This is a genomic window from Kyrpidia tusciae DSM 2912, assembly GCF_000092905.1.
Taxonomy (GTDB): domain Bacteria; phylum Bacillota; class Bacilli; order Kyrpidiales; family Kyrpidiaceae; genus Kyrpidia; species Kyrpidia tusciae.
The window spans coordinates 2,923,860-2,945,953 of the sequence record NC_014098.1 but is presented as its reverse complement, the minus strand read 5'-3'; the positions used below and the strand labels follow the sequence as shown (position 1 = coordinate 2,945,953).

The following is a 22,094-nucleotide window of genomic DNA, read 5'->3' as shown; positions in this document are numbered from 1 at the left end:
GGCCCGGACGGGGAAAGGGGTTGGGTGCGATTCACGAGGGAAGCGATCGATGGTTTTGGAGAATCACAGCCGGGGCGGCCCTCGGGCTGATCGTGTTGGTGGTGCTCATGGCGCTGCTGATCTGGCGGTCGGCGGAGCCGTCGGTACAGACCTTTGGAGCCTCTTTTTTGATCGGCCGGGAGTGGGATCCGGTTCACCACCGGTTCGGGGCCCTGCCCTACATCTACGGCAGCCTGGTTTCTACAGTCCTGGCCCTGCTCATCGCCGGGCCGATCAGCCTCGGGGCGGCGATTTATATCTCGGAGTTCGCGCCCCGCAGGTTGAAGACGCCCCTGGGGTTTTTGATTGACCTGTTGGCGGCCGTCCCCGGCGTCATCTACGGCCTGTGGGGGAGTTTTATTCTGGCTCCCTGGCTGGGGAGCTACGTGGAACCCGCTCTCAAACAGGGCTTGGGGTTTTTGCCGTTTTTCGGGGGGCCAACGATGGGCATCGGGATGCTCGCCGCCGGGGTGGTCCTGGCGATCATGATTTCCCCGGTGATTGCCGCGGTGTGTCGGGAAGTGTTGGAGGTGGTGCCGGCGGGGCAGCGGGAGGCGATGATCGCCCTGGGGGCGACGCCCTGGGAGGTGGTTCGCCGGGCGGTGCTTCCCTACGCCCGAACGGGTATCGTCGGCGCCTTCACCCTGGGGCTCGGCAAAGCCATCGGTGAGACGATGGCGGTGACCATGGTGATCGGAAACCGGCCGGACATCGCCTGGTCGCTGTTCGCCCCGGCCCACACCATGACCAGCGTGATCATCAACGAGTTTACCGAGGCGGTGGATCCGCTGCATCTGGCGGCGCTGATTCACATCGCCCTCGTGCTGTTTCTCGTGACGCTGGTGATCAATATATTGGCGCGTGTTCTCATCTATCAAATCAGTCGGAGGGTCAAACAATGGAGCCTGTAGATCCATGGGCCGAACCGGCGGTGCGTGAGGCGCCCCGGATCCAGATCTCGGCGGACGTCCGGCGCCAGGCGTACAGCCGGTTCATGACCGGACTCAGCCTGGCCGCCACCTTGGTCCTCCTCGCCGTGCTGCTGATCGTGATGGGCTACATTCTCCTGAAGGGTGTCCCGGGGCTGAGCGTGCATTTTTTCACCCGACTGCCGGCGCCGGTGGGAATGTCGGGCGGGGGGGTGTACCACGCCATCACCGGCAGTCTGGTCTTGGTGGGCCTGGCCTGCGCCGTCGCCGTGCCCTGGGGGGTGGCGGTGGGGATTTTCCTTTCGGAGTTCGGCCGGCGGGGGAGACTCGGGCAGGTCGTCCGGTTCACCGCCGATGTGTTGAGCGGCATGCCTTCGATCACCGTCGGGATTTTTATCTACACCCTGGTGGTGGTGAAGATGGAGACATTTTCCGCGTTGGCGGGGGGATTGGCGCTGGCCATTGTGATGCTTCCAGTGGTGGCGCGCAACACCGAAGAGATGCTTCGCCTGGTGCCCCAGGGGCTGCGGGAGGCGGCCATGGCCCTGGGGATCCCCTATTGGCGCACAGTGCTTTGGGTGGTGCTCCCCTCGGCCGGCCGGGGGGTGGGGATCGGGATCACCCTGGCCGTGGCGGGGATCGCCGGAGATCCGGTTCCCCTCTTTTTCACGGCGCTGAACAATGACTATTTTTCTCTGGATCTCACCCAGCCGATCTCCTCTTTGCCCATGGAAATTTTCCGGTATGCAGCGGCGCCCTTTGCGGCGTGGCACAAGCTGGCGTGGACCGGGGCGCTGGTGCTCATCGTGATCATCGTTCTGCCGATGCTCCTGGTGCGCCTCCTGCTCCCGGGGTACAGAATCAGGAGGTGACGGGCCGATGGCCGTGGCATTTCAACCGGCTCCCTCGAAGTTGCAGATCGAGGGGCTCCGGGCGTGGTACGATGACCACCAGGTGTTAAAAGGAATCTATCTTTCTGTCAAAAATCATTCCATCACTGCCGTGATCGGGCCTTCGGGGTGCGGGAAGTCGACGTTCATTCGCTGCCTCAATCGCATGCATGAAGTGGTGCCCGGCGCCCGGGTGTCGGGAAACATATACATCGACGGTGAGGATATTTATCGGGATTTGAGCCCTGCCCAGGTGCGCCGGCGGGTGGGGATGGTGTTTCAGACGCCGAACATTTTTCCCACCCTGTCGATTTTTCAAAATGTGGTCGCCGGGCTGTACCTCAACGGCGTTCGAAACCGCAGGCTCCTGGAAGACAAGGCCGAATCGTGCCTGCGCCAGGTGGGGCTGTGGCATGAGGTGAAAGACCGGCTGCACGATCTGGCCGGGGGACTTTCCAGCGGGCAGTTGCAGCGGGTGTGCATCGCCCGGGCCGTGGCGGTGGAGCCGGAAGTGCTGTTGATGGACGAGCCGAGTTCCGCCCTGGATCCCATCGCCACTATCCACATCGAGGGATTGATGCGGGAGTTAAAGGAAAAGTACACGATTGTGCTGGTCACCCACAATATGCAGCAGGCGGCGAGGGTCTCGGATTATACCGCCTTTTTGTATCAAGGGGAGTTGATCGAATACGGATCGACCCCCGAGGTGTTCATCCGGCCTCGGGATCGGCGGACGGAGAACTACATCACCGGGCGGGGAGACGGGGGAGTACTGTAGGGCGACATGTGGCTCCCTAACCCGGCCGGTGGCGGCGTTCCTTCACGAAGATGCTCTCCTCCCTGGATTTGGCATATTTTTTCAACTCCGCGGCGATCCGGGACAATTCTTCCGGGCTCTGGTACTGGCCTGGCCGACAGTCGATGAGCGCCAGGGAGACGGTCATGATGGGCAGGCGGACGGGCCTATCCTGGCGGTCCCGGGAGTCGATGTACCCCCGCGCCCGGTCTTCGGGGTCGTAGAGTTCCGGCACCCTCGCGTCAAAGGCCCGGATGATGGCCCGGCAGATCGCCTCGGATACCTCCGGGCGGGTCACAACGATAAAATCATCTCCCCCGATGTGCCCCACCAGGTCGTCGGGCCGGCCCAAGCGGCCGACCTCCTCGGTGAGAATCGCGGCCGTCATTTGGATGGCCTGATCCCCCCGCTCAAAGCCGTAGCGGTCGTTGAACCCCTTAAAATGATCCAGGTCGGTGTAAATGACGCTGAAGGGCTGTCCGCCGTGGAGCCGGCTCAGGAGCTCTTCATCGATGAGGCGGTTGCCCGGGAGGCCGGTGAGGGGGTTGGCGAAACGGGCCGCCTCCACCTGGATGCCGGTGATGGCGTCGAGCAACTGACGCACCGACACCAGGCCGTGGTAAATCCCATTTTTCGTCACGATGATCGAATCGTACACTTTGTGGTCCTGCCGGGCCATCGCGAGCTGGCTGACCACCTCCACCGGGGTGTCGTTTTCCACGATGAGGGGCTGGGGGTCCATGACGAGGTAGATGGGCCGCTCGGTGTAAACGGCAAAACCGAATTGGGTGCCCAGTTGGTTGAACAGCTTGTCCCTCATGATGAGCCCCGCGGGCCGATGATCGTCCCCCAACACGGCGACCCCCTCCACCTGGGGGTGCCCGGTGAAAAAATCCACAACATCTTTGGTCACGGTATGTATGTTCATGGTGGTCACCCCTTGGCTGATGCCCCCGACGGGAACGATGCGGCCGAGGCGGGAGTTTCGGTCTCGGACGGATTGTGTATCGTTTTCTTTCATCAGTCGTGCGGCCGCCACATCGACGGGGGGCGGGGGATAGGCCGGGAGGGCGAGGAAGAACCCCTGGCCAAAGGGCACTCCGAGCCCCTGGAGAGTGGCCAATTCGGCGGCGGTTTCAATTCCTTCGGCGATGATGTGGCCTCCGGTCTTCTCGCCGAAGGTGAGAAAGGTCTCCACCAGGATGCGCTTGGTGGCGTTCTGATCGATGTCCCGGATCAGGGATTGGTCGATTTTGATAAAATCCGGCTGCAGCTCGGCCACAGCCTGAAGGCTCGAATATCCCGCCCCGGCGTCGTCCACCGCCACCTTGAACCCGTGCTGGCGGTAGTATTCCAGAAATCTACGAAAGCTGGGAAAATCCTCAATGCCCGTGCGTTCGGTGATTTCGAAGACGACGCGATCCGGCGTGGTCCCCATCTCATGCAGGTGGTCCCGGATTTCGTCCGCCCGGAAGGTGGGATCGTGGACCACCTTGGGGTTGATGTTGAGGAACAGCATGGCGCCGGAAAGTTCCGTCAGACCGGCCAGGGCTTTTTTTCGGGCGATTCGCTCCAGGTCGTACAAGTGATTGGTCTTTTCCGCGTAGGCGAACAGGTTGAGGGGGGAAGTGAAAAAGGAGTTCGCCGGTCCCCGGCAGAGGGCCTCATACCCGATGATCCGCCCCGAGTCCATACGGAGGATGGGTTGGTACACCGTATGGATGGCCTCGTCTAGCAGCAGGTCGGCAAACTCCCGGAATTTCTCCATTTCTAAGGCGTCCACCTGGTTTTTGGCCGCCAGCACCTCCTCTTTGTTCGCCTTGTCCAGGGCCTGCTCGGCGTTCTCCAGGGCAGTGGCCGCGTCTTTCCCATTGAGGGGCACATGGAGCTTCCTGGCCCACCGGGACAATTTTGAACCCAGACTGCTCATGTCCACTCCCCCCCGATACTCTCATGATAAAACAATCATAGCATAGGTTTCGTTAAAATTGAGTGCTGGATGTTTAAAAATTCCGCGATATGGAGGGGAGCGGGCTCGGCGGCTCTATCCACTCACGAGGGGCGGGTTCCCGGCGCGAGGGGAACAGGGGTTTCGGCGCCGGGGTTGCCCATGAGTTCCAGGGCGAAAAGGTGGCCGCTTTCGTCGTATACCGCATTGGCCATCCAAAAATGTCGCAAAGGAACGCAATGATATTGAGTAGAAGCCCGAGCCGGTTCCCGGCCGGGGTCGAACTGGATACAATAGGCTTCCACCGAGGCGTCGTAAGACACGCGGAGTCGGCCGATCCGAAACTGCCGCACGGCGAATTGTCCCGGGAGACGGCAGGCGGTGGCCCGGGATATTTGAAACATGACATCCCGCAGAGCCTCCTCCAGTTCGGCATCCGATCCGGCCCGGTCCAGAATTCGAGCCACCCGCCGGAAGGTGTCCGACTTCAGGTGATGACGATGGACGATGAACACGGGAATCGACTCCTTTCCACACGAGCTGCTAGCCCCGGGTCCCTGTGGACCGGGGCGCAGGTGGACAACGGGGCTTCCGGGGATGGGCGCGGAGGCGGTCTCGGCAAGACGCGGGATCGGGTTTCACCAGCAAAAAAAAGCCGGAGGAACGGGGTGCTATCCCGCCGACCGGCCGCGCCCGCATGGGCTGATGTTTTGGCACATCGGGCCGCTGTACCGGTTCAAGATGCCTGGAGAAATTTCAATGTCTGGTCTAGCAAGATTCCGCGGTTTTTCTCATAGATGGCCCAGTGGGTGGCCTCGGGGATGACCACCTCTTTTTTCTCTCTTGCGGCGGTCAACTTGCCAAAGAGCGTGGGGTCTGCGAAGAAGTCGGAATCTCCCCGGACGACCAAAGTCGGGCTTAGGATCTTCCCGGCGTCGAAAATCGGCTTATCGGACCAAATGGCATACAGGTCCACCATGGGTCCCATGGGCCGGCGCACCGAGGGAGGATTGCGGTCCTCAGCAGTGGGATCCGATTCCATAAAGATCTTTTTTGCCCCCTCCACAGCGTCGGCGCTGACCAAGGGGCGGCCGTTCATCATCATGTTCCAATGTTGCATGGTCATGGCGAAGGTGGCCAATTGATAGGCCGGGATGTCTTTTTTCAGTACGCCGGGTTTCTCCTCCATGGGTTGGGTCATGCCGGGCAACCGGAATCCGTGCATGGCGCCGTAGAGGACCAAACGGTGAACGTTCTCCGGGTGCTGGGCCGCGTAGGCACCGGCGGCCACGCCGCCGTAGGACCAGCCGATGAGATCTACCGAGGATACACCCCGGCTGGTCTTGATGAAGGTGACAGCGGCATCCACGTCTTTGAGGACGTCGTTCAGTCGAACCACGGGAGCAGTCTGGTTGGGCGGCTGGGTCATGGCCACGGGGCGGGTGGATTGGCCGAACCCGCGAAAATCCAATGCCCAGGTGTCGAATCCCTGTCGAGCGAGATGGTCCATCCAGGAATACCGGGGAGGTCGAAGGCTTCGGCAGTGGGCACCCCGAAGGGCTCCAGGAACAGGACCGCTTTGGTTGGGGATGGGGTGGCCGCAGTGCCGGTTGCCAGGACTTTTTCTTTCAAGTAGAGTTCGATGCCCGGATCCGCACAAGGAATGCGGTGCTGATGGGTGACGACGGCGCCGGTGGTGGCCTGGGATTTGTCTTTCGATTCTGACGATACAGCGGCGTTGTCTCCGGGAGCGCATCCGGTGAGCAGCATGCAGAGACCGACGGCCGACATGGCGATCGTTTTGGCCCGGGTCATAGTGCGGAAGGGGCGGGGGCGGACGGCCAGCTCCCTGTCGGGAGCGGGATGAGAGGCTCGGGCGAGGGATTGCATCGATTTCATCAACAGGCACCTCCTTGGTGGAGAAGGATGAGATCCACAAGTCCAGCTTTGATGGTACCCGGGTCCATCCCGACGCGCCCATGACTCGAAAGGGCCAATTTTGCGACGAAGATGTGAAAAGATGAACGAACCTCCGCGAAGGGCGGCAGGGAGGCTCAACGGGCGATTCGATCGGGAAGATCTCGAGAGACGGTATATACTATGGAAAAATTACACGTTATACTAAAGAAAACCCCCAGTTGCGCTGGGTCGCCGTGTGCCATCGCAGCCCGCCGGGCCCGGCAGAACGGCGGTACGTTGAAAAGGGGGCTTATGCATGGTATCGGTCCTGGACACCTGTCGGCCGCGGCCGGAACTTCTCGCAGGTTCTTTCAATCCCGAAGTGTTTACCGCATCCCTCAGTCCCATCATGGCCTATTATCGCGAAGGCCGGGAGACGATCGATCCTCTGTACACTCATGCGGAACTTTTCTTCCGGGAGGCCACTTATCCCACCCAAGGGCTGCGCCAGGCCGTGACGGAGATTTTTAGCCGCATCGCCGGCGACCGCATGGCCCCAGCCATTCATCGGCTCGAAACCGCCTTTGGCGGCGGCAAAACCCATACCCTCATCGCCTGTGCGCATATTGCCTTCAGAGGAACGGAGCTCAAAGAAGCAGTGCAGGGCATTCTGGATCCAGGACTCCTGCCCGAGCCGGGAACGGTGGCGGTGGTGGGGGTGGCCGGGGACGAGATTCCCGTCCACCGGCCCAAAGGCGATGATCTGGTTCCCTACACATTGTGGGGGGAGATCGCGTATCAAATCGGGGGTCCGGCCCTCTACGAAGAAGTGGAGGAAGAGGCCGGTTCCTATGCGGCACCCGGCCGTACATATTTTGAAAGAGTATTTGGCGGGCGCAAAGCGCTCATCATGTTGGACGAGCTTGCCCAGTATGCGGCCAGGCTGGAGGCGGCTCGGCCGGACGCCTCGGGCCAACTGGCGGCCTTTCTGATGTCTTTGCACGGATATGCCCGGAACCACTCCGGGATCTCCATTGTCCTCACCCTGGCCAGCGCGGCGGATGCCTTCGCCAGGCAGACGGCGCGCCTGGCGCAACTGGTGGGTCAAGTTCGAGGAGAAGAGATCAGTGAGGACGATGCTCTGAGCCTGGGGGAGCAGGCGGTCCGGGGAGTCACCAGTGTCGTGGCCCGGGATGCCGTGCAGATCACCCCGGTGATGGCTGCGGAGATCTCTTCGGTGTTCGCCAAGCGGCTTTTTGTGTCTATCGACCGCCAGGCGGCAGAGTCGGTGGCGGAGGAGTATATGCACATGTATCGGCGAAACGCGAGCTACCTCCCGGACGAGGCCATTCACGACGGGTTTCGGGCCCGAATGGTGGCCCATTACCCTTTTCACCCCACCCTGGTGGACTTCTTGAACAAGAAACTGGCCAGCGCCGAGCATTTCCAAGGAACCCGGGGCGTGCTGCGGGTATTGTCTCTCGTGGTGCGGAGTTTGTGGATGAATCACCAAGCCGCACCGATGATCCACACATGTCACTTGGATATGCGCTCCGATCGGGTGGTGAACGAAATTCTTGGGCGTACCGGCAGTTCGGATCTCCTCTACATCCTCAATACCGATGTCGGCAGCGTGGACACCCAGTCGTTAGAAGGGGGGATGAGCAACGCCCAGTTGGCCGACCGGCGCAACCCGCATCCGGAGGGCTATCCACTGTACGAATACACTTGGAAAACGGTGTTCCTGCACAGCCTGGTGGGTCGAAACGAGGGCCTGAATTCCCGGATCTTCGGAATCACAGAGCCCGAGGCCCTGTTTGACGTGTCCTTTCCGGGGCTGACTCCTCCTCAGGTGCGCACGGCGCTGGAAGAGATCCAAGAAAGCGCCTTTTATCTCCGCTTTGAGCAGGGGCGGTATTATGCCAGCGAGGAGCCGACGATCAACAGCGTCCTGGCGCGGATTCGGCGGACGGTACAGGCCAGACAGGTGGATGATCTGCTCCACGACACAGTGCGAAAGATCATCGGCGGCCATTCGCCCTTGTTCCAAATCCAGCACGATGTGTCCCTGCCAGAGGACCTGCCGGACGGCAAAGGCCGGCCGGTGCTCGGGGTGGTGTCCCTGACGGCGGAGAGCGTGGATCTTATGGCCATGGTGACCACGGCAGGAGCGCACCGGCCCCGGGAACAACAGAATCTCATCTTTTTGTTGGTACCTGAAACGGTGGCCGTGCTCCATGAAAGCGAGCAACAGAATCTGTTTCCCACCCGGGGCGCGGAAACGCGTCAACACCTTGAGACCCTGGCCCGGCAACTGAAGGCGATGCAGATTCTGGCGGACAAGCCCCAGAGTTACGGCGTCAATCCCAGGCGCCTTGACGAGTCCGATTTTAAAAAGCGTCGCACAGAACGGGAACAAGCGCTACAAGCGGCGGTGTCGGGGGCATACACCCGCCTGTATTACAGCGATACCCTGACCGGGAAGATCATTGATCACGACATTAAGACGGCGGGTGGGGAAAAGGGTTTCCCCTTCCTTGAAGAGATTCGGAAGATCCTGGTGGACGCAATGAAGCTCATCACTGAGGACAGGTTGGACTCGACAGACTTGCTGCCTCAGTTTCGCCCGTTATTTTTCGAGCACGGCGACACAGTGTCCGTCTCTGAGCTGCGGCGCAACTTCCTGTGTTTGCGGAGGTGGCCAATTCTCGAGAACCCCGGGATGGTGGATCGAATCGTCCGCCTGGGGGTTCAGACCGGCCAGTGGTGCCTGTACCGGATGGGGGCGGAGGAGGCCGGGCGGCCGGACGAGTTCTATGATCAGGATGTGGATATTCCCTTGGGGCTGGACCTCCGGGAGCCGGGTTATGGGCTTGTGACGTTGCAGGGGGCCAGACAACGGGGGTGGAAAGGGGAGAAGCCCATCGATCCCGTCCAGTGGCGCCAGGAGGTCCGCAATCTGGTGCAAGACTACGGTTCCGTCACGGTGGCCGACCTCCGAAACCGCTACGGGGATCGGGAGGACATCCTTTCGCACGGCGATTATTCCCAGGTCCTAACCGATCTTATCCAAGACAGATCGGTGTTCATTGTTCACGTCTCCCCGGCGCCGGGCGGAAAAGCGGAAGTGATCCCCCCGGAACGAGCGATCTATTATGAACTTCAGCCATCCGACGAGCTGGTCTCCAGGTCTGAAGCGCTGCGGCGGGGGCTGATGGAAACCCCGCCCCAGGAGTTTACGCTGGACGGGAGGGAAGGGGCGGACCGGTTTCTCCCGTTGTTGAGGCGGTTGGGCAGTCTGTTCAATAAAGGGGCCAAAACCACTTTGGATGAGCTTGACATCACAGGTTTGGAGTTGCCCCACGGAGGCCGCCTGCGTTTAGAGTTGACGGACGCCGGTCCCGAAGACATGCGGGAACTGGGCGAGTTGTTTGAGGTGTTGGCCGGTGTTGCGAACGACGGCGCGGACACGGCGGTGTACCTGAAGGTGCGGCGGCCGGACGAGGAATGTCCTTTTTTGCAAGAGCTGAAGCGTTCATGATGAGAGGCGAGCCGATGTCATCTCGAAAATCTGACGACAAGGCTGCGGTGCAGGCGGATTATACCGGCCGGGTGCTCCCCCTCGTGCCTCAGTCACCCTGGGTGCTGCGGGTAACCGAGCACAAGGACAAGCCCGTGCCCGTCCTGGTGGTCAAAGAGCGGGTGCGGGTGTGGAGCGGCGGGCAGGATGGGGCTTCCGCAACTCATCACTATGTGCTGAAAGAGCGGGGGTTGATCTACGGCCAGCCGTTTCGCCGCATCCTCCCGGTTGTTCGGGAGATCCTCGTCAAGGTGTGTGACGCCTCGGGGATCCCCCTGGAATTGCACCGGTATCTGGGGAATGGGCGGATTTGGTTTCGGGGCAATCTGCCCCTCGATTCCGAAGCCGGGGAAAAATTAGCTCTCATTTTTAAACTGCAGGAGCGGGTGTCGGATATGGACCGGGTGGAGTTGATCGCCTGGCGGGTGGAGCGGTTCACCCGTGAGGAGGCGGCCTACTGGCTCACCCGGGCCACCCAGTTCGGTGAAGGGCCGAACCGGTGGGCCTTGGCGGGTATGCGCATTATGCTCGGGGGACAGCCGGGGGACAAAGGCATTCAGGCCATGTTGCAGCAACTGCGAAGATGAGATAAAGCGAGGTTATCGGTTGTGGCGAAGGTTGTGACGGGAACGGACCGGCGATTGATCGAAGCGGGTTTTCCGTGCCATCAGGTGGGGGCGGAGACCCAGAGGGAGCGCGGGGCTAGCTCGGCACTCCCGCCGCTTTATTTTCTGCACGTCTGGTGGGCGAGGCGGCCCCTCACCCCGAGCCGGGCGGCGATTCTGGCGTCTTTGTTGCCGGCGGGCACCGATCCGGACTGGTTCTTGCGGCAGCTCGGGATCGAGAAGGTGCAGGCGATGGTCAACGGGGAGCCGTGGACGCTGGATGAGAAGATGGCGGGACGAGTTTCGTTTGACCATGAAGGCGCTGAGTTTCTTGTAGCGGATGATATGGTTTTGCGAGCGTTGGAAAACGAACAAGCCCGTCGACTGTCGAACTTAAAGATGATCGCCACTTTAAAAGAAAAGAACCCCTCTTTAGCAAAGGACTACATACTAAACCGATGGGAAAAAGAGAATCGTGTATTGGTTGCTCAGTCCATTAGAATTGGGCAACGTTTACCCGTCGTAAGATCTCGTGGTGACCCCTATTGGGCTAAACAGCGTATCGAATGGGAAAATGCCTCAGGGATACGAACCAAAGAGGATAAGTACGGCTATCCCCGTGCTTATACACAGGCCCAATGTGTTGAAGTACCAACGGATCAGCAACTTACAATTTTTGATCCAACTGCCGGAGGTGGATCTATCCCTTTCGAAGCGTTGCGGCTCGGGCATAAAGTGATTGCAAATGATCTAAATCCGGTCGCGGCCGTCATCTTGTATGCCACTCTGGATTACCCTTTGAGATTTGGTCCAGGTCTCGTTAACGATATTGAGCATTGGGGACGCAAACTACGTGAAAGATTGGTCCGCAGGATAAGTGGTTTATTTCCTGAATCTCCACTGCCAGAAGACGCAGGTGACACACTCAAAAAATCTCTGGAGAACTGCCTGGAAACAGATAGTTCTTCCTTCGACAAGGAAGAACTAGATGCGTTTCTCTATTGCCGCCAAGTAACCTGCCCGCATTGCGGCGGGGAGGCACCGCTGCTCAACACCTGTTGGCTGTCGAAGGAGGGCGAGAAGTGGGGAGTTCGGATCGTCCCGGATGGCCGCAGTCGTGATGGAACGGTTCGGTTCGAACCCTACCGCTTGATCGGAGACAGGGGTCCGCAAGGAGAAGATCCGAATTTTGCCACTGTAGAGGGTGGGGTGGGGCTTTGTATCCACTGTCGCCAGGCGATCTCGGCCGAGGAGATCAAAGCCCAGGCGCGGGGCGAATCGCCGCTGGGGCGGTGGAAAGATCGGCTGTACTGTGTTGTGGCGGTGCGACGGCAGCCGAAGCTGGATAAGAATGGCCAACCCCAACGCTACAGAAGCGGTGCCAAGGCCGGGGAGATCAAGACGGAGAAAGTGCGGTTCTTCCGGGCGCCCAACGAGCGCGATTTGGAAGCGCTGGCGGAAGCGGAACGGATGTTGGCAGAGCACTGGCCGGAGTGGGAGAAGCAGGGGTTGATCCCGACGGAAAAATTTCCTGAGGGCAATGACATGCGCCCGGTCATCTATGGGATGACCCGCTGGTGCGATCTGTTTACTCCCCGGCAGCTTTTGGGTCATTTGATTCTCGTTGAGGAACTCAACCGCCTCAAGCCGGAGATTCTGAAGGAGCTCGGAGAAGAGCGCGGCCGGGCGGTGGTTACGTATTTGCAGTTCGTGATTGATAAAGGAGTTGACTATAACAGTAAACAAACAAGGTGGCATTATAATCGAGGTGTGTTGATTAACACTTTTGGGCGCCACGATTTTTCGCTGAAATGGACCTTCGGAGAAATGATTTTTACCGGCCCGAATTCTGGTGCAGCCTGGGCATTGTCTCAGGTGACAGATGCCTATGCGGGTATTGCGGACCTAGTCGAGCCTCTCCATGAACAATTGTATGGTTCAGCGCCACCTGTAACCATTCGCTGCGGTACCGCTGCACACACTGAGTTGTCCGATCGCTCTGTGGACCTGGTCTGTATGGACCCGCCCTATTACAACAACGTTCAGTATGCCGAGCTCTCCGATTATTTCTACGTGTGGCAGCGCCGAACGCTTCAAGACCTTTACCCAGAAATTTTCCGTAGACGCCTGACCAACAAAACGGATGAGGCGGTGGCTAACCCGGCGAGGGACGGTTCTGTTGCGGAAGCCAAACGAGCATATGAGCGCTCTATGGCGGAAGTATTTGCAGAATGCAGGCGCGTTCTTAGAGATGACGGCATAATGACTCTCATGTTTACCCACAGGGACCAACAGGCCTGGGAAGTGTTGACGCGCTCTTTGATTGAAACAGGGTGGACCATTACCTCTTCTCTCCCCGTAGAATCGGAGTCATCGGAATCGACTCATCAAAAAGATAAAGCCGCGGCCGCCAGCTCCATCTTCCTCACCTGCCGGAAGCGCGTCGAGAATCAGGATACCCCCGCCACCTGGTTGGGGTTCGGGGGCACCGGAGTGGCCCAACGGATCCGAGAGGCGGTGCGGGAAGGCTTGGAGGAGTTTTCTGTCCTCCGACTGAACCCTGTGGATGAGATGGTGGCCTGTTACGGGCGGGCGCTTCAGGTGCTGTCTGAAAACTGGCCCGTGATGGACGGGGACGAGCCCGTCAGCCCGATCCGGGCGATGAACGAAGCCAGCGCGGTGGTGGCCCAGTACCAAGTGAACCGGATGACCCAAGGGCGGCTGAAGGTGGATGATTTAAACCCGGAAGCGGCCATGGCGGTGACCTTGTACGGGATTTTTGGCCTGGCGGAATTTCCCTATGATGAAGCGCTGAGTCTCTCCCGATCCCTGAACATTCGTCTGGAAAGTAAGGCGGCGGGGTACCGGATCGAGGGGAGAATGATTGGGGTGAACGATGAGCAGGGCGGCCGACGGGGCCGGCCGAAGGCGGGAGAAGAGGTGGGCTACTTTGCGCCCTTGGTGCGAAGGGGGTCAAAACTGCGCCTGGCCCGGCCGGAGGAGCGCAGTTCGAAGCGGCTCGAAGAACCGCTGACCGAATGGGATCTGCTTCACGGCCTGATCATGGCTTATCGGGAAGGGGATATCCCCGTGGCCCGGGCATACCTGGCCGGGCACGCCGGAGGAAAGGCCGGGGTTGTGCTCGACCTGGTCTCGGTGTGGGCGGCCCAGGCCTCTGAGGAGGGACCGCGCAAAGAGGCCGAGGCCATCCTTTTTGGCTTGAAATAATCTCCCAGGATGCGGAGGGGGGAAAGATGGCGAGCCGGCCAAAGGATTATCCAATCGACACACCTGCCCAGAATCAGGGATTACGGGCCCACGAATGGCGGTACAGTTACCGAACCTCCTCCACCCTCATCGACGGGCGGCCCCTGAACATGCTCCATGATTTTTACATTCCCGCCCTGAAATGCGCGAAGGAGTACGACCGGGTGGCGGGGTATTTTCGCTCCACGTCCTTGGCGGCAGCCTCCCGGGGATTCTCCGCCTTTGTGGGGCGGGGCGGCAGAATGCGCCTGATTGTCGGCGCTGACCTGGAGCCGGAAGATGTGAAGGCGGTGCTGGAGGGGGATGCCCGCAGGCTGGAAAATCGGCTGGGGGAGGCCTTGGAAGGGGAGGAGCGATGGCCCGACGAGGTTCGCAACGGTGTGACGCTCCTGGCTTGGATGGTGGCTCATGGGCATCTGGAGCTGAAGGTGGCCCTGCGCGTGCATCGGGATACCGGGGAGCCCCTCCCGTTTGATTCAGTGGAAGACGGCTATGTGCACGAAAAATGGTTCATCCTCCGGGACGAATTCGGGAATCGGTTGTACGGCAGCGGCAGTCTGAACGAATCGAAGACGGCGCTGGCGTTAAACGCCGAGAACATCGATGTCCACTGCGATTGGTGGGAGGGGCAGGACCGTAGGCGGGTGGAAGAAGCCGAGGCGGATTTTCACAATCTGTGGGAGGGGGACCCGAAGAGTCTGCGGGTCATGCCATTGCCCGAAGCGGTCCAGAAGCGGTTGGTCCGCTTCGCGGAACACGTCAAAAGACCCGTGGAAGTGGACGGGACCTCGGCGGCCCAAGAACCGGAGGAGGCCTCGCCGTCCGCGTTGGAACGGCTCCAATTCGCCGTGCTTCGCGACGGTCCCAAGATGCCCGGAGGCCGTCGGGTGGGGATGGAGACGGCTCCGGTCGCTCCCTGGCCCCACCAGGCGGTGGTCGTGGAGCGCTTGGTGGAGACGTGGCCCTATTCTCACCTGTTGTGCGATGAAGTGGGGCTTGGGAAGACCATTGAGGCGGGTCTTGCTTTTCGTTCGTTGTACCTGTCCGGTCTGGCGAAGCGGATCCTCGTCGCCGCGCCGGCAGGGCTGACGATCCAGTGGCAGCGGCAGATGGCCTCGAAGATGTTGATGAGTTTCGGCCGAGTCCAGACGGGGTCCCGCCTGTCCTACGAATATATCTTTCCCGAGGAACGCCGGGTGACGGTGGAGTCGATGTTTGAAGGGGATCTGCTCATCGTCTCAACCGGACTGATGGCCCGGAATTGGGCGCGAGAGCTGGATCAGGCCCCTCGCTTTGACGTGATTCTGGTGGATGAAGCCCATATGGCCCGCAGGAAAAACCCGTCCAAAGGGCCGGGTGTACATCCCGACTATGGGAACCTGTACAACGCCGTCAAGAGTCACCTGCGGCCCCGGGCCGAGGCTTTGTGGCTCGCCACCGCCACCCCCATGCAAATTCACCCGGTGGAAGTGTGCGATCTGTTGGCCCTGACCAACCGAGTCGGGGCGTTTCAGTTCGATCCGGCGCTGACACTGGAGTACTACAATGTTCTGGGCTCATTGATCGAGGAGAAAGAGCTCAATCAGTGGCAGTGGGAGTTTCTGCGCCGGGCGGTGAAAGCCGTTCGACATCAAGATCCCTGGTTGTGGAACTTTATCCAAAAATATGTGATCGACAGCCGGATTCAGAGCGTCGCCCGGCGCTGGCTGGAGGAGAAGCAGCCCCCCAGGGGTCGCGATCGGCAGCGGATGCTCCGCCTGATGTTCGCCGCTTCCCCCTTGGCCCGGGTGATGATGCGCCACACCCGGAAACTTCTGGAGGAGTATCGGGATCGCGGCGAGTTGGCGGACAATCTCGCCAGGCGGCGGGTGTCGCCGGTGGAACCGGTATCTTTTGAGCCCTCGGAGGCGCGGATCTACAAGCAGCTTCAGCAATACAGCCGGGGCTTGGCCAAGCGGTTGGGCGGATCGGGCGGAGGTGCGGGCAGGCAGATGGTGAGTTTTCTGCTGAGCTTTTTGCGCCTTCGGTTTGCTTCGAGTTTCTACGCTTTTGAGCAAACCCTGAAGCGGCGTCTGCACAAGGTCGAGTTCACGTTGCACGCTCACGCGGCGGGAGAAGCGGGGAACGGGGAAACCGGGGATTCGGTCTCATTGGAGGAGGCAGTTACTGAGTCGGAGATTGAGGATGACGATGCCGCGGTGGTGGCGCTGCTCAAAGACCGGACCAAAGAGGATCTGGAGTGGGAGCGGTCTCAACTGAAGGCCATGTTGAAGGCCCTGGGTGATTTGCAGGGGCCTTCTTCAAAAATGAAGCGGCTCCTTGGAATTCTGAATGGCCGAAAAGATCCCGTCTCGGGGAGATTCCGGCAGACGGTGATTTTTACGCGGTTTTATGACACTCTCCGGGATATTCTCTCGCATCTGCGGCAGGCGGCGCCGCGGATGCGCATCGGCACCTACTCCGGGAAAGGGGCGGAGTGGTTTGCGCCGGATGCCGGGGGTCGGGGCGAGGCCGACCGGGAAGAAATCAAAGAACGATTCCTGCAAGGTGAGATCGATATCCTGTTGTGCACCGACGCGGCGGCCGAGGGCCTGAACCTCCAAACGGCCGACATGCTCATCAATTTTGACCTCGGATGGAACCCGATGAAAATCGAACAGCGCATCGGCCGGATCGACCGAATCGGCCAACGCCACCCGGAAATCTTTGTGGTCAATTTGTGTTATGCCGGAAGCGAAGAAGAGGTCGTTTACGGGCGGTTGCTGCAGCGCCTGGAACAGGCCAATCTTGTCGTGGGTCCTCAGCAAATGTCCCTGTTGCCGGTACAGCCGGATGAGTTTCACGATCTGGCGGAAGGCAAACTCGACATATCGGAATTGGAGAAGCGGCTGAGGGACCGGTTAGAAAAGCAGCGCCAGCAGGAGCAAACGATGCAGATCGATCCAAAAGATCTTTATGACATCTACCAAAGTCTGGTTAAGGAGCAGGAGCGCCGGCGTATACCCGTGGATTTGGACGCCATTTGGGAGGCGCTGAGCGGGTCGGCATATCTGCGGAAACTGGGCTGTTCGGTCCGGGAAGTCGCAGGAGAACCGGTATTGATGGTTCCAAGGCTTGACGGGATCGGAGGTCCCGGGTGGCTCACCGCGTCGCGTCAACTGTATGATACCGGCTTGCCGGAGCGGGAGGCGGGAGAACGAGTCCCTCTTCATTTTGCCTCTTACGGCGATCCTGTGTTTGAGGCCCTGCTTGACCACATGGAGCAACACGAACTGCCGGGTTGCATCAAACGTTTGGCCGTCTCGAGTCGGTCCCTGCCCGATGTGTCCCTGGTGGGTTATGCGGTTTTGTCCAAAGGGAAAGACGGCATGTCCATACCGATTCTCGTGCAGGGTTGGGAGGACCTAAAGGGGATCACTTTGGCGGAAAATGAGGTTTTGACCGAAGCGGACGTGGAGCCTCTGCGCGAAACCCTCAGGCGCAGGGCTGAGGAGGAATTTCGGGATACCGGGGCAGCACAGCGCTACGAACGGTACAATGAGCGAGTGGGGCATCTACAGGAGTGGCTCAATGATCGAGTGGCGTACGATCTTCTTCAGGCCAAGGGGCTCTCTCGCGGAGGGAAAAGCGGATTTTCAGCATTGGTCGAGTCGATCGCAGAGCTATGCGAGAGCCGGGAGAAGCTCCTGGTGACCGATTTGCCCGCCGATATCCTTCTCCGCTTCCGTGACGACCTGTTGTTTGACTCTGGAGTGATTCCGAGCTCCGCGGCAAAGGCCGATGTGGAGGTTCCCTGCCTCATGGTCCGGGCGGCAGTGGATGCCATGAACCGCGTCGCCTCCAGCATGAAGCAGCGATGGAGCGAGCTGTCTTGGAAGACGGTCGCCGCGCGGCTGCAGAGGGACGCCATCGAAAAAGAAAAACTTCTGTAATCAGTGCTGCACGAGGGCTCCCGGCCTATGGAACTACTTTGTGGTCGATTGCCGCCACAAGAAGACGGCTGATGCTTGTGGAGGGCGAAAACCAGCGCCCAAATCCTCTGAAAGCGGGGGCGGGTGCCGCCCGTTCGCCTGTCGCGCCCCCGCTTCCATCCCATCAGCGCTTCCGCACGGTAAAATTATCCTCCAACAAGAGCCAGTTCTGGGGGAACGGGTAGCCCAGCACCCAATAGCTCAGGCCCCGCAATCGATAACTTTTCACCAGGTTGAATTTCGCCTGGGCGCTTCGGGCATCTTCGAACCACACCTCGTGGCCCTGACCCCGGGCGTCCCAATAGCGAAAATAGGGCGACTGGGCGGTCCAGTCGTACTGGATGACGGCACCGTGCTGCACAGCCCGGCGCACCGCTTCCTGGTTGCTGATGGTCTCCGCCTGCATCCCGGGCCGGTGGGGAATCCGCCAATCCCGGGCGTAAATTTGAAAGCCCATCAGAATCTTGTTCCGCGGAATCACCGATACCGCGTAGTCGAGGACACCGCGGATCAGGTTGACGGGGGAGATGGCCCTGGGCGGCCCCAGGCGATAGCCCCATTCATACGTCATGAGCACGACAAAATCGGCGATCCGCCCGTGAGCCGGGTAGTCGTGGGCCTCATACAACAATCCCCGCTGGGCGCCGCTGGTTTTCGGGGCCAGGGACGTGGAGACAAAATAGTTCTCCGCGTGCAACCGGTTGACCGCCCGCTGGAGGAAGGCGTTGTAGGCCTGACGGTCCGCGGAGAGAACATTTTCGAAATCGATGTTCAGTCCGCGGTAGCCTTTGTTCCTCATAATGGCCACAATGTTGTTGAGCAGGCGGTCCTGGACGGCGGTGCTGCTGAGCACGGCATGGGCCCGGTCCGTCCCCAACTCCCGGGACGTGAAATTGGTGATGGCCATCATCGGCACCACCCGGGTGGCGACGGCAGCCTGAATCAGGGCCGTATCGTCGATCGTCTCCAAAGTGCCGTCGCTGCGGATGCGATACGCAAAGGGTGACATGTACGTGAGGTTCCGCCCCTCCCGGCGAACCTCCTGGGCGCCGGCGGGACTGAATTGAAAGGTAAAGGCGTTCACATCGATGGTCGGCTTGGGGCCGGGGGAGGGGGTGGGGATCACCAGCGCCAGGCCGGGGACCAGGCGGTTGGGATCCGGCAATTGGTTCGCAGCGGCGATTTCGTTCAGCGCCACCCCGTATCGGCGGGAAATGCTCCACAGGCTCTCCCCCCGCTGCACCACGTGGATCTGCATGATCGTACCCCTTTTCTCCATGATGGTCTGGGGTACTGTATTCCGCAGACGCCGGGTGCGTGCGCCCAAGGGCGGTCGCCCCGCCGCAGGGGGATTACTCGAAGGTGGGCAGGCGGTCGAGGTTATTCGCCGTCGTGCCGTCCGCCTCGCTGCGCAGAATGTCCCGGCCGTAACGCTGAACCACGTCGACGTGCTCGATTTCCCCTTTTTTCGCTTTCTCCACCGCCTCATCTTACCAATCGATCAGGAGCGGCGCCGGTGATCTCGAATTAAATGGGAGAACGGAAAAAGCAGATAGAACACGGCGAGGATGCCGAGCAGGGTTGCGCTCACCACCACGGTCCCGGTTTCGCTGTACAGGTCGGCGATCCAACCGCCGAGAATCGGCCCGATCATCACGCCGATGCCCTCCACGCTGGAGAAGACCCCCCAGCCCAGCCCCTGCTGGTCGTCCGGCACCTGGTAAGAGAGAACCGCATTCCACACCGGGAGCACCGCGGCGTAAGAAAGCCCTAAAACGATCGCCGCCAATATAGCGGCGTGAAGGCTCCCCACCATGGTCAGGGTGTAAAGGGTAAGGGCGAATCCGGCAAAACCGCCGACCAAAAACCACTTCCGCCCCCGCCGATCCGAGAGCCGCCCCATGGGCACCATGGCGATCACGGCACAGAACCCTCCGGCGATCAGCACGTAAGAATACTGGCTGTAGCTCAGCCCCACGTGGTGGGCGGCGTAACTGGGGAGAATCGGCACCAACATGCTGGCGGCGGTGGTCTGAAGCATCATGCCCGGCAGAAGGGGCCGCATCGTCCTCAGCCGCAGCCACAGCGCCCGAAACTGAGCGGCAAAAGAGGGGGTTTCCACCTCGGAGATGGTCTGGTCCGCCAAGCGCAGGGACAGAAGCCACCCCAGCACCCAGAAACAGACCATGAGCCAAAAGGAAAGGCGATAGCCCTTGTCGAGGAAAAAATTGAGGAGGATCGGGCCGGTCCCGAGCCCCGCCAGCCACAGCGTGTACAAAGCGCCCATTTGCGTCGCCCGGGCGGCGGTGGCCTTCACGGTGCTCAGGGCCACGATCCACACCGGCGAAATGCCGATGCCAAACACCCCGGCCCCCACGATCACAAGCCAGGCAAAGGGAGCCCCGTACGTCATGAACAGTCCGAACATTGAAATGAGCAGCCCCCCGAACACCACTTTTCGGGAGGAAAATCGATCCAACAGATGACCGAGAAAGCTCTTGGTAAAAGTGTCCATCACAAAATGAGCGGTGACGGCTGCACCGACGGTGGTGACGGACAGCCCCAGCCCGTTTGTTACATAGGTTGGCAAGAAAGAACCCAGGTATGCCCCCCGGACCATTTCCACGAAAAATAACACCATGGATACGGGCAAAAGGGCCTCTGTCACACCCGCTCGCTTCAATATCTCCATTCGATCCCCTTCCCGACGGCGGCCATTGGCCTGGGGCGGGGCACGGTTGGGCTCTGGCTCCTGTCTTTGTGACCGATGCCCTTTTGCTGTCAGCTGCCCGATGACCGCGCCCCGCCCGGGTCCACAGCCCCGACACTTGCCGATGCACCGGCACCCTTCGATGAGTCGATGCAAAATGGCGCTTACCGATGGACCGGGGCCAAGTGGATCCGCGATTGTATCAGTTCTAATGTATCCTTGACGATTGTATCGGCAGCAAAGGGCTTTTGCAAGGCCGCCATGGCCTGTCTCATCTGTCCGAGGCGGCGTTCGTCCCGGAGCAGCGGCCCGACCCGGTTCCGAAATTCGTCCATGTCCTTGAAGACCATTACCGCGCCCTTGCCCGCAAGGTACGAAGCGTTCTCCAGCTCCTGTCCCGGAGCGGGCCGAAAAATCAAGGTGGGCAGTTCCATGGCCAGGGCCTCGGATAGGGTGATGGCCCCAGCTTTCGTTATCATTGCCGAGGCCACAGCCATGAGTTCGTGGATCTGTTCCACAAAACCGAACACATGAATGGCCGGGTGGTCGGAGAAGGTGGTTTCCAGCACCTTACGTAACGGCTGGTTTTTTCCGCACACCACCACAACCTCCAGCTCCGGGTCTTGGGCCAGGGTTTTGCAAATCTGCCGGGTGTTCTGAAGCACCCCGTATGCCCCGCCCATCACCAGGACGATTTTCTTCCTCGGATCAAAATGGTATCTTCCATAGATTGTGCTTTGGTCCACCGGCGTCGCAAAGGGCTCGCGGATGGGGATGCCGCTCACCACGACGCGGTCTTCCGGGATCTGCCGCTGGACGAGACCTCGCTTTAAATCCTCCGTGGCCACGTAATAGCGGTCGATCGCCGGGTGAAGCCAGCGCTGATGGAGCGCAAAATCGGTGATCACCGCGGACAGGGGGATCTCCATGCCCAGCTTTTGCCGCAGCTCCGGCATGGTCGAGACCGGAAACGTGTTGATGACTGCGTCGGGCCGCTCTTCTTTCAAGATTCGCCGCAACGTCTGCTCCCCAAAGGAGTTGAGCAGGCGGGCAAACACCCCGTCCTGCTCCATATCCCGGGTGGACGCGTACATCCATCCATAAATCGACGGCGCCACCCCGTAGCCCATCAGATACGCATACCGCGTCATTTGATTGATCACCGGGTGCGCCTCGGCAAACAGGTCGAGCACCCGCACGTTTCGAACGCCCTTTTTATGAAAGCCGTTTCTCAAGACGCGGGCCACCTGAAGATGTCCGTCGCCAAAACTTCCGGTGAGAATAAGAATGTTCGGCTCTCTCGACACGCCTCACGCCTCCCGATACCCAAGCGGCTTGATCCGGGCACAGAGATGCCCTCTTCGGCATTCATACGCCCGTCTCTATTATAGGATGACCGTTTTGCGGCCGATTGGCAAGAGCGAGGAGGTTGCGGGAGTGCGCTGGGTGTCTGGTGGGAG

General features: G+C 60.3%; 15 protein-coding genes. 7 read left to right on the top strand and 8 right to left on the bottom strand.

Annotation, left to right across the window (positions count from 1 at the left end; translation table 11 throughout):
• Window positions 1-20: 20 nt before the first annotated feature.
• The 3 genes from pstC to pstB are packed head-to-tail and all read left to right on the top strand — an operon-like array spanning window position 21 to window position 2,636.
• Complete coding sequence (gene pstC / locus BTUS_RS14340) at window positions 21-950, top strand: phosphate ABC transporter permease subunit PstC (protein ID WP_013076781.1); 930 nt, start codon at window positions 21-23, stop codon at window positions 948-950.
• The gene (gene pstA, locus BTUS_RS14335; protein ID WP_013076780.1) at window positions 938-1,840 is read left to right on the top strand and encodes a phosphate ABC transporter permease PstA; all 903 of its coding nucleotides are present in this window, start codon (window positions 938-940) and stop codon (window positions 1,838-1,840) included. Before pstC ends, pstA begins: the two co-directional genes overlap by 13 nt.
• A gap of 7 nt (window positions 1,841-1,847) precedes the next feature.
• Window positions 1,848-2,636 (top strand): phosphate ABC transporter ATP-binding protein PstB, encoded by a 789-nt coding sequence (pstB, locus tag BTUS_RS14330; protein ID WP_013076779.1) that lies wholly within the window; start codon window positions 1,848-1,850, stop codon window positions 2,634-2,636.
• Window positions 2,637-2,652: 16 nt separating this feature from the next.
• Here the strand turns inward: pstB and BTUS_RS14325 are convergent, their stop codons facing one another.
• From BTUS_RS14325 to BTUS_RS19010, 4 genes are all read right to left on the bottom strand, one after another.
• Entirely contained in the window at window positions 2,653-4,584 is a 1,932-nt protein-coding gene (locus BTUS_RS14325; RefSeq protein WP_013076778.1) for a GGDEF domain-containing protein, read from the bottom strand.
• A 122-nt stretch (window positions 4,585-4,706) separates the two neighbouring features.
• The gene (locus tag BTUS_RS14320; RefSeq protein WP_013076777.1) at window positions 4,707-5,117 is read right to left on the bottom strand and encodes a hypothetical protein; all 411 of its coding nucleotides are present in this window, start codon (window positions 5,115-5,117) and stop codon (window positions 4,707-4,709) included.
• 221 nt (window positions 5,118-5,338) lie between these two features.
• A complete protein-coding gene (locus BTUS_RS17690; RefSeq protein ID WP_245543328.1) occupies window positions 5,339-6,112 on the bottom strand; it encodes an alpha/beta fold hydrolase in 774 nt (257 codons plus the stop codon).
• Window positions 6,028-6,501 (bottom strand): hypothetical protein, encoded by a 474-nt coding sequence (locus tag BTUS_RS19010; protein WP_052300649.1) that lies wholly within the window; start codon window positions 6,499-6,501, stop codon window positions 6,028-6,030. The genes BTUS_RS17690 and BTUS_RS19010 overlap by 85 nt, the downstream gene beginning before the upstream one ends.
• 316 nt (window positions 6,502-6,817) lie before the next feature.
• On the opposite strand from BTUS_RS19010, the gene BTUS_RS14310 reads away from it, so the two are divergent.
• Genes BTUS_RS14310 through BTUS_RS14295 form a run of 4 tightly spaced genes read left to right on the top strand, consistent with a single transcriptional unit; the run spans window position 6,818 to window position 17,885 of the window.
• Window positions 6,818-10,042, top strand: a complete 3,225-nt coding sequence (locus BTUS_RS14310; protein WP_013076776.1) for an ATP-binding protein — start codon at window positions 6,818-6,820, stop codon at window positions 10,040-10,042.
• A 14-nt stretch (window positions 10,043-10,056) separates the two neighbouring features.
• Window positions 10,057-10,668, top strand: coding sequence for a DUF7680 family protein (locus tag BTUS_RS14305; RefSeq protein WP_013076775.1), 612 nt, complete (start codon window positions 10,057-10,059; stop codon window positions 10,666-10,668).
• A 21-nt stretch (window positions 10,669-10,689) separates the two neighbouring features.
• On the top strand, window positions 10,690-13,914 hold the full coding sequence (locus BTUS_RS14300) for a DUF1156 domain-containing protein (protein ID WP_013076774.1): 3,225 nt from the start codon (window positions 10,690-10,692) through the stop codon (window positions 13,912-13,914).
• A gap of 26 nt (window positions 13,915-13,940) precedes the next feature.
• Window positions 13,941-17,885: a helicase-related protein gene (locus tag BTUS_RS14295; RefSeq protein WP_013076773.1), complete on the top strand. Its 3,945-nt coding sequence runs from the start codon at window positions 13,941-13,943 to the stop codon at window positions 17,883-17,885.
• Between the two features lie 163 nt (window positions 17,886-18,048).
• On the opposite strand, the gene BTUS_RS14290 is transcribed toward BTUS_RS14295, so the two are convergent.
• The 4 genes from BTUS_RS14290 to BTUS_RS14280 form a co-directional block, all read right to left on the bottom strand.
• On the bottom strand, window positions 18,049-19,182 hold the full coding sequence (locus tag BTUS_RS14290) for a glycosyl hydrolase family 18 protein (RefSeq protein WP_013076772.1): 1,134 nt from the start codon (window positions 19,180-19,182) through the stop codon (window positions 18,049-18,051).
• A 94-nt stretch (window positions 19,183-19,276) separates the two neighbouring features.
• A complete protein-coding gene (locus BTUS_RS17685; RefSeq protein WP_083780222.1) occupies window positions 19,277-19,405 on the bottom strand; it encodes a DUF3892 domain-containing protein in 129 nt (42 codons plus the stop codon).
• 20 nt (window positions 19,406-19,425) lie between these two features.
• On the bottom strand, window positions 19,426-20,616 hold the full coding sequence (locus BTUS_RS14285; protein ID WP_013076771.1) for an MFS transporter: 1,191 nt from the start codon (window positions 20,614-20,616) through the stop codon (window positions 19,426-19,428).
• A 182-nt stretch (window positions 20,617-20,798) separates the two neighbouring features.
• Window positions 20,799-21,941, bottom strand: a complete 1,143-nt coding sequence (locus tag BTUS_RS14280) for a diglucosyl diacylglycerol synthase (protein WP_013076770.1) — start codon at window positions 21,939-21,941, stop codon at window positions 20,799-20,801.
• Window positions 21,942-22,094: the final 153 nt, after the last annotated feature.

Excerpts from the sequence above, each read along its gene's own strand:
- pstA (WP_013076780.1), top strand. The coding sequence starts at position 938 with ATGGAGCCTGTAGATCCATGGGCCGAACCGGCGGTGCGTGAGGCGCCC.
- pstB (WP_013076779.1), top strand. The coding sequence starts at position 1,848 with ATGGCCGTGGCATTTCAACCGGCTCCCTCGAAGTTGCAGATCGAGGGG.
- BTUS_RS14325 (WP_013076778.1), bottom strand. The coding sequence starts at position 4,584 with ATGAGCAGTCTGGGTTCAAAATTGTCCCGGTGGGCCAGGAAGCTCCAT.
- BTUS_RS17690 (WP_245543328.1), bottom strand. The coding sequence starts at position 6,112 with ATGGACCATCTCGCTCGACAGGGATTCGACACCTGGGCATTGGATTTT.
- BTUS_RS19010 (WP_052300649.1), bottom strand. The coding sequence starts at position 6,501 with ATGAAATCGATGCAATCCCTCGCCCGAGCCTCTCATCCCGCTCCCGAC.
- BTUS_RS14310 (WP_013076776.1), top strand. The coding sequence starts at position 6,818 with ATGGTATCGGTCCTGGACACCTGTCGGCCGCGGCCGGAACTTCTCGCA.
- BTUS_RS14305 (WP_013076775.1), top strand. The coding sequence starts at position 10,057 with ATGTCATCTCGAAAATCTGACGACAAGGCTGCGGTGCAGGCGGATTAT.
- BTUS_RS14295 (WP_013076773.1), top strand. The coding sequence starts at position 13,941 with ATGGCGAGCCGGCCAAAGGATTATCCAATCGACACACCTGCCCAGAAT.
- BTUS_RS14290 (WP_013076772.1), bottom strand. The coding sequence starts at position 19,182 with ATGCAGATCCACGTGGTGCAGCGGGGGGAGAGCCTGTGGAGCATTTCC.
- BTUS_RS14285 (WP_013076771.1), bottom strand. The coding sequence starts at position 20,616 with ATGGAGATATTGAAGCGAGCGGGTGTGACAGAGGCCCTTTTGCCCGTA.